Source organism: Micromonospora sp. I033 (assembly GCF_053890995.1).
In genome coordinates, this window is record NZ_JBSSLX010000285.1 from 1 (window position 1) to 6,042 (window position 6,042).

Genomic DNA, 6,042 nt, shown 5'->3' on the forward strand with positions numbered 1-6,042 from the left:
CGGAGCAGCCGTCCGGGAGGCGGCCGGGCGGCTGCGGCGGGGCTCGCTGCCGGTGGTGGAGGCGACCCTGGCGGCCACCGTCGCGTGGATCCTGGCCACCCGGCTGGTCGGCCACCCGCAGCCGTTCTTCGCCCCGGCCGCCGCGTTGATCGTGCTCGGCCAGGCCCGGGGCCAGCGGATACGCCGGGCCGTCGAGGTGGTGCTCGGCGTCGCGGCCGGCGTGCTCGTCGCCGACCTCGTGGTGCAGGCGCTCGGCCCGCGCACCACCTGGACGGTGCTCACCGTCATCCTGCTCACCGTCGCCCTGGCCGTGGCGATCGGCGCCAGCTCGGTGACCGTGGTGCAGGCCGCCGTCTCCGCGCTCTACCTTGTGGTGGTGTCCCCGCCGACCGAGTCGCTGGTCCCGTTCCGGTTCGTCGACGCGCTGATCGGCGGCGCGGTGGCCGTGGTGGCCAGCCAGCTCGTCGACGCCCGCCGGCCGCTCGCCCCGCTGGTCAGCGAGTTCCGGCACACCTTCGAGGAGCTGGCCGGGGTGCTCGGTGAGGTCGCCGAGGCACTCGACCGGGGCGACGACGCGGCGGCGCTGGCCGCCCTCGAACGGGCGCGGCACGCCGACGCGGGGGTGGAGCGGCTGCGCGGCGCGGTGCAGGCCGCCGGCGAGGCGCTGCGGCTCAACGTGCGCCGCCGCCGGCACCTGGGCCGGCTGCGCTCCGTGGAGGGCTCGATCCGGCAGATCGACTACGCCGTCCGCAACGTGCGGGTGCTCGCCCGCGCCGCGGTCACCCTCACCCGCGGCCCGGCGCCGGTCCCGGCCGAACTGGGCGGCGCCGTACGGACCCTCGCCGAGGCGGTGCGCTCGGCCGGCGACGCGGTCGTCGCCGACCTGGCCGGGCAGGAGGCCGTCGCCGACACCCACGCCGAGCGGGTCGAGGTCGCCGCGCTGGCGGCGGTCCGGTCGGCCGGTGCGCTGTTCACCCCCGGCCAGACCCTGCCGCTCGCCATGATCATCGGGCAGGTCCGGTCCACCGCGATCGACCTGCTGCGCGGCGTCCGGGGCGACGACGACGCTACCGTGCTCACCCGGGTCGACGCGGCGGTCACCGGGCCGGGGCACTGACCCGGCTCAGCCCACCAGCCAGTCCACCGCCCGCCGCCGGATCTCCGCCGGCACCTCGTGCCCGCCGGTGAACTCGGCGTACTCGGCGGCGTAGCCGAGGCTGTGCAGGCGGGGCACCAGCCGCCGGCTGCACACGTCGACCGGCAGCACCCGGTCGTCGGTGCCGTGCGACACGAACAGCCGGGGCCGGCCGTGGGTGACCAGCGGCGCGGCGAAGCCGGGCGAGAAGGCCAGCACCGCGTCGACCAGGTCGCCGTTGGTCAGGCCCAGCGAGAGGGCGTACGAGGCCCCGTCGGAGAACCCGCCGACCGTCACCCCGCTCACCGGGTACGCGCGCAGCGTCGCGGCCAGCAGCGCGTCGATCCGGGCCACGTCCGGGCCGTACCCCTCGGCGATCAGGTCCCAGGTGCTCGCCACGGCCTGCGGGGCGAGCAGCAGCAGCCGGTGCGCGTCGGCCAGCGGCAGCAGCAGGTCGAGGCCCTGCCGGGCCGAGCCGCCCGCGCCGTGCAGCAGCAGCACCAGCCGGTACGGCCCGGCGCCGCCGGTCGGCACGTGGCGCAACGCGGGCGGCCCGCCCGCCGGGTCGGGAACCTCGGCCGGACCGGTCGGGCCGGGTGCGCCCACGGTGGTGGGGCGGGCGGTCAGCCGGCCGTGCCGGTACCCCTCCTCGGGCTGCCGGTGCGGCGGCGCGGGTTCGGTCACCTCGCCCCCCTGTCGTCGGTCGGGTCGGGCGGCGGATACCCGGCTGCCGGCGGCTCAACCGCCCGACGGCCTCAGGCGCTCTCCCGGGCCACGAGCATGGAGGGGAACGCGGTCACCGGGGGCACCGGCCGGCCGTCGAGCACCGCGGTCGCCGCCGCGGTGGCGATTCGGGCCACCGGGTGGGTGGCCGTGGTGAGCGCCGGGCTGCTGACCGCCGCGTACGGGATGTCGTCGAAGCCGGCCACCGCCACGTCGTGCGGCACCCGGACCCCGCGCCCGCGCAGCGCGGCGATCACGCCCAGCGCGGTGGCGTCGCTGGCCGCGTAGACGGCGTCGGTGTCCGGCCAGCGGGTCAGCGCCTCCAGCGCCGCCCGGCCGCCCCGCGCGGCGGTGAAGTCGCCGGTGACGAGCCGCACCGGCAGCCCGGCCGCCCGCATCAGCCCCTGGTACGCGGTCACCGACCGCTCGGCGCAGCTCAGCCAGCGCGGGCCGGTGACCATGGCGATCCGGCGGCGGCCGCCGGCGTACAGGTGGCGCAGCACCGCGTCGGCGCCGGCGGCGTTGTCCACGTCGAAGGAGGGGACGGCCGGGGAGCCGGTGCCGATCGAGACGACCCGCCCGCGCAGCCCGGCGGGGACCGCGTCGAGCACCCGCGCGGTGGTGTTGACCAGCAGCACGCCGCAGACGCTCCGGTCGTCGCCGAGCCGGCGCAGCCCGGCCGGGGCGTCCAGCGGCAGCCACTCCAGGGCCACCCCGACCCCGTGCGGGGCGCACACCCGGGCCGCCGCGCCCACCAGCCGGTCCACGTACGGGTCGTCCAGCACGGTGGCGTCGGTGCCGGCGACGGCCACGACGAGGCGTACCCCGGCGCCCCGGACCAGCGCGCGGGCCGTGGTGTTCGGCACGTAGCCGAGCCGGTCCGCGGCGGCGCCGACCCGGTCCCGGGCGTCCACCGACGCGAACCCGTAGCCGCCGAGCACCCGGGACGCGGTGGCCCGGGAGACCCCGGCCGCGCGGGCCACGTCGTCGAGGGTCACCGGGCGGCTGGTCGGCGTGTCCATGTCTGGTCCTCCCCGTGGCGGCCGTTCTGTCGGCATCATGCCCGGTCGGGACCGGCCGGGGTAAGGGGTGGGAGCGTTTGTGGTGGTAGCGCTCTCAGGTGTGCGATGGTCGTCGGACGCACTTGGGGGAGAGGACGACACCACGGTGAGCAGCACCATCGACGCGCCGGGCGAGGCCCGCGCGATGACCCCGCGGGCGGTCCTGGCCGCCCGCAACGGCGTGGCGGTCGTGTTCGCCCTCAACGGGCTGGCGGTGGCCACCTGGTTCGCCCGGGTGCCCGCGATCCGCGAGGCGCTCGGGCTCAGCGCCGGGCGGCTCGGCCTGCTGCTGCTGGCCATGTCGGCCGGCGCGCTGGTGGCCATGTCCACCGCCGGACTGGTCACCCTGCGGCTCGGCCCGGCCCGCACCGTGGTGGGCTCGACCGTGCTGGTCGCGCTCGGCCTGACGGTCGCCGGCCTCTCCGCCAGCCTGGCCGGCTCGCTGCTCGGCGTCGTGGTCGGGCTCTTCGCCGTGGGCTACGGCTCCGGCACCTGCGACGTGGCGATGAACGTCGAGGGCGCGGCGGTGGAGAAGCGGCTCGGCCGGACGATCATGCCCCGGTTCCACGCCGCCTGGAGTCTCGGCTCGGTCGCCGGGGCCGGGATCGGTGCCGGGGCGGCCCGGCTGGGTGTGCCCGTCGGCTGGCACCTGCCCGTGATCGCGGCGCTGGTCCTGGCCGGCACGCTGCTCGGCGCCCGCGCCTTCCTGCCCGCACCGGCCGAGACGGCCGACTCGGCCGACCCGGCCGCACACCGGCGCGCGCTGCTCGCCACCTGGCGGGAGCCGCGCACCCTGCTCATCGGCCTGTTCGTGCTGGTGATGGCGTTCACCGAGGGCAGCGCGAACGACTGGTTGGCGGTGGCCTTCGTCGACGGGTACGGGGTGAGCGAGGCGGCCGGCGCCGCCGTCTTCGGGGTCTTCGTGGTCGGCATGACCCTCGGCCGCACCGCCGGCACCGTGGCGATCGACAGGTGGGGCCGGGTGCCGGTGCTGTTCGGCACGATCGCGCTGGCCGCCACCGGGGCCACGTGCGCCGTGCTCGCCGGCTCCGGGCCGCTCGCCGTGGTCGGCGTGGCGCTGTGGGGCATCGGGGCGTCGCTCGGCTTCCCGGTCGGGATGAGCGCCGCGGCCGACGACGAGGACCGGGCGCCGACCCGGGTCAGCGTGGTCGCCATGATCGGCTACACCGCCTTCCTCGCCGGCCCGCCGCTGCTCGGCTTCCTCGGGGACCGGCTGGGCATCCTGCACGCCCTCGGCGTCGTGCCGCTCCTGCTGCTGCCCATCCTCGCCCTGGTCCCGGTGCTGCGCCCGCCGGCCCGCTGACCCGGCGGGGCGGCACCGCGGGCACGCCCCGGACCGCCAGCGGACGTCCACCCGCCTCCCAGCCGGTTGACAGGAACCGGTGCTGCACTGGAGGGGACGCCGAGGAGAGGAGGCGGGCATGGGCTGGTTCAGCCGCCGGGCCACCGACCCGACGACCCCGACGAAGCTCGACCGGGAGGCGAACCGGGACGACCTGGCCGCGCTGGAGGCCTTCGTGACCAGCCGGCGCGGGGTGGAGTTCTACCTGGAACCGGAGACCACCGCCACCGACACCACCGTGGTGGCCATCGCCCACGACGGGGAGTGGATCCGCCGCCGCACCGGCTCGCCCCGGGCCGCCGCGAAGATCGCCCGGAAGCACGCGGTCCCGCTCTACGAGGCCGCCCGCACCGGCTACCCGGAGCGGATGCGGGCCTGGAACCGGGCCCACCCGGAGCGCCGCGCCCGCTGACCTTCGCGAGGGTCAGCCGGCGGTCAGTGCGGCCCGTGCCTCGGCCAGCCGCAGCGGTTTGTCGTGCGCGGAGACGTACCAGGCGACGTCGTCGTCGAGCAGGCTCGCCGCCAGCGCCAGGTCGGGCGCGTCCTCGGGCGTCCGGAGATGCGCGGGCGGCGGGTACCAGCAGTCGCCGAGCAGCAGCACCCCGGAATCCGGCACCCGCACCACCGCGGAGTCCGGGGCGTGCCGCCCGCCCACGTGCCGGACCACCACGCCGGTGGGCAGGGTCAGCTCGTCGGCGAAGGTGCGGGTCGGCGGGAGCACCGCGAACCCGTCCCAGGAGTCGACCGCCAGGGCCCGGGCCCGGAAACTGTGCCCGAGGCGCGGGTTCTCGCGGACCTGCTCGCGCAGGTAGCGGTGGCTCCACGGCCGGGCCGCCTCGGCGCGCAGCAGGGCCACCCCCGACTCGTGCCCGACGATCTCCACACCCGGCCAGGCGCAGGCACCCCAGACGTGGTCCCAGTGGTGGTGGGTGTAGACCAGCCAGCGTGGCTCCGGCAGCCCCGCCGCCGCCAGCGCGGCTCGGATCTCCCGGGCGTGGGCGGGGCTCTGGCCCGCGTCGACGATCACACTTCCGCGGTCGTCGGCGACCACCGCCACGGTGGGGCGGACCGCGAGCGGGTCGGGATCGCCGGGGAACAACCAGACCCGACCGGCGAGGTGTCGCAGCGCCACCGGCAATTCCTCCCGTTCCGCGGCACGTGATCAACAGTTTCCCGCGATGCTATCGGCCGGGTGCCGCTCCGGTTGCCCCGGCTGCGCCGACGCGGTTCTCCGGACGCGGACGGGTGCCCGCCGGGAACGCCCGTCGCACCTCGCCGGAATAGCCAGCACCCATCGATCAGCGCCATTCCAACCAGGGGAAGCCGCATCGATCGTTGCGGATGCCGTCGGCGGGGGCGGCAGGCGGGGGACCCGGCGTTGACCCACGCCGGGCGGCTGTGGCAGCATTCGCGGCCTGACGGCAGTGAAGGAAGCCGGTGCGATTCCGGCGCGGTCCCGCCACTGTCACCGGGGAGCGATCCCCCCTCGTGAGTCACGGCCGTGCGTGCGCGGTTGGAAGGCCGGGGGTGAGCGTCGATCCGGGAGCCAGGATACTTCGGCCGTCGGAGAGCCCCAGGGCGTGGACACCCGAGGAGGAACCGATGCACGGCCTTTCCGCCATCGACGACGATCGTCGTATCCGGCCGGCGCGCACCGACGCGCCGCTGACCGCTCACCCCGCCGCCCCGCAGGCCGCCGCGCCGCGCGCCGGGCGGATTCGCGCCGTCCGCCGCTGATCGCCCCGCCGGGTCCGACACCC

7 protein-coding genes and 1 riboswitch are annotated in these 6,042 nt (G+C 77.1%); of the genes, 4 read left to right on the plus strand and 3 right to left on the minus strand.

Annotated features, from left to right (window positions below):
* On the plus strand, positions 1 to 1,117 hold a 1,117-nt coding region (locus tag ACW0Q9_RS28400), incomplete at its 5' end, for an FUSC family protein (protein WP_456186482.1).
* Between the two features lie 6 nt (positions 1,118 to 1,123).
* Here ACW0Q9_RS28400 and ACW0Q9_RS28405 read toward each other — a convergent pair.
* Together ACW0Q9_RS28405 and ACW0Q9_RS28410 are read right to left on the minus strand one after the other, a co-directional pair.
* The gene (locus ACW0Q9_RS28405; protein WP_456186484.1) at positions 1,124 to 1,819 is read right to left on the minus strand and encodes an alpha/beta hydrolase; all 696 of its coding nucleotides are present in this window, start codon (positions 1,817 to 1,819) and stop codon (positions 1,124 to 1,126) included.
* Positions 1,820 to 1,890: 71 nt separating this feature from the next.
* Positions 1,891 to 2,880 (minus strand): LacI family DNA-binding transcriptional regulator, encoded by a 990-nt coding sequence (locus ACW0Q9_RS28410; protein ID WP_456186486.1) that lies wholly within the window; start codon positions 2,878 to 2,880, stop codon positions 1,891 to 1,893.
* 184 nt (positions 2,881 to 3,064) lie between these two features.
* Here ACW0Q9_RS28410 and ACW0Q9_RS28415 point away from each other — a divergent pair, with 184 nt between their 5' ends.
* Positions 3,065 to 4,243 carry an MFS transporter gene (locus ACW0Q9_RS28415; RefSeq protein ID WP_456186494.1) on the plus strand — a complete coding sequence of 393 codons (1,179 nt, stop codon included), beginning with the start codon at positions 3,065 to 3,067 and terminating at the stop codon, positions 4,241 to 4,243.
* A 118-nt stretch (positions 4,244 to 4,361) separates the two neighbouring features.
* Positions 4,362 to 4,694: a hypothetical protein gene (locus ACW0Q9_RS28420; protein WP_456186488.1), complete on the plus strand. Its 333-nt coding sequence runs from the start codon at positions 4,362 to 4,364 to the stop codon at positions 4,692 to 4,694.
* A gap of 12 nt (positions 4,695 to 4,706) precedes the next feature.
* On the opposite strand, the gene ACW0Q9_RS28425 is transcribed toward ACW0Q9_RS28420, so the two are convergent.
* The gene (locus ACW0Q9_RS28425; protein ID WP_456186490.1) at positions 4,707 to 5,414 is read right to left on the minus strand and encodes an MBL fold metallo-hydrolase; all 708 of its coding nucleotides are present in this window, start codon (positions 5,412 to 5,414) and stop codon (positions 4,707 to 4,709) included.
* A gap of 295 nt (positions 5,415 to 5,709) precedes the next feature.
* Positions 5,710 to 5,839: riboswitch (cobalamin riboswitch) on the plus strand.
* 45 nt (positions 5,840 to 5,884) lie between these two features.
* Between ACW0Q9_RS28425 and ACW0Q9_RS28430 the strand changes: the two genes are divergently transcribed.
* Complete coding sequence (locus ACW0Q9_RS28430) at positions 5,885 to 6,019, plus strand: hypothetical protein (RefSeq protein WP_456186492.1); 135 nt, start codon at positions 5,885 to 5,887, stop codon at positions 6,017 to 6,019.
* Positions 6,020 to 6,042: the final 23 nt, after the last annotated feature.

What these genes read in the sequence shown, in the direction of transcription:
- ACW0Q9_RS28410 (WP_456186486.1), bottom strand. Translation starts at nt 2,880, where the DNA reads ATGGACACGCCGACCAGCCGCCCGGTGACCCTCGACGACGTGGCCCGC.
- ACW0Q9_RS28420 (WP_456186488.1), top strand. Translation starts at nt 4,362, where the DNA reads ATGGGCTGGTTCAGCCGCCGGGCCACCGACCCGACGACCCCGACGAAG.
- ACW0Q9_RS28415 (WP_456186494.1), top strand. Translation starts at nt 3,065, where the DNA reads ATGACCCCGCGGGCGGTCCTGGCCGCCCGCAACGGCGTGGCGGTCGTG.
- ACW0Q9_RS28430 (WP_456186492.1), top strand. Translation starts at nt 5,885, where the DNA reads ATGCACGGCCTTTCCGCCATCGACGACGATCGTCGTATCCGGCCGGCG.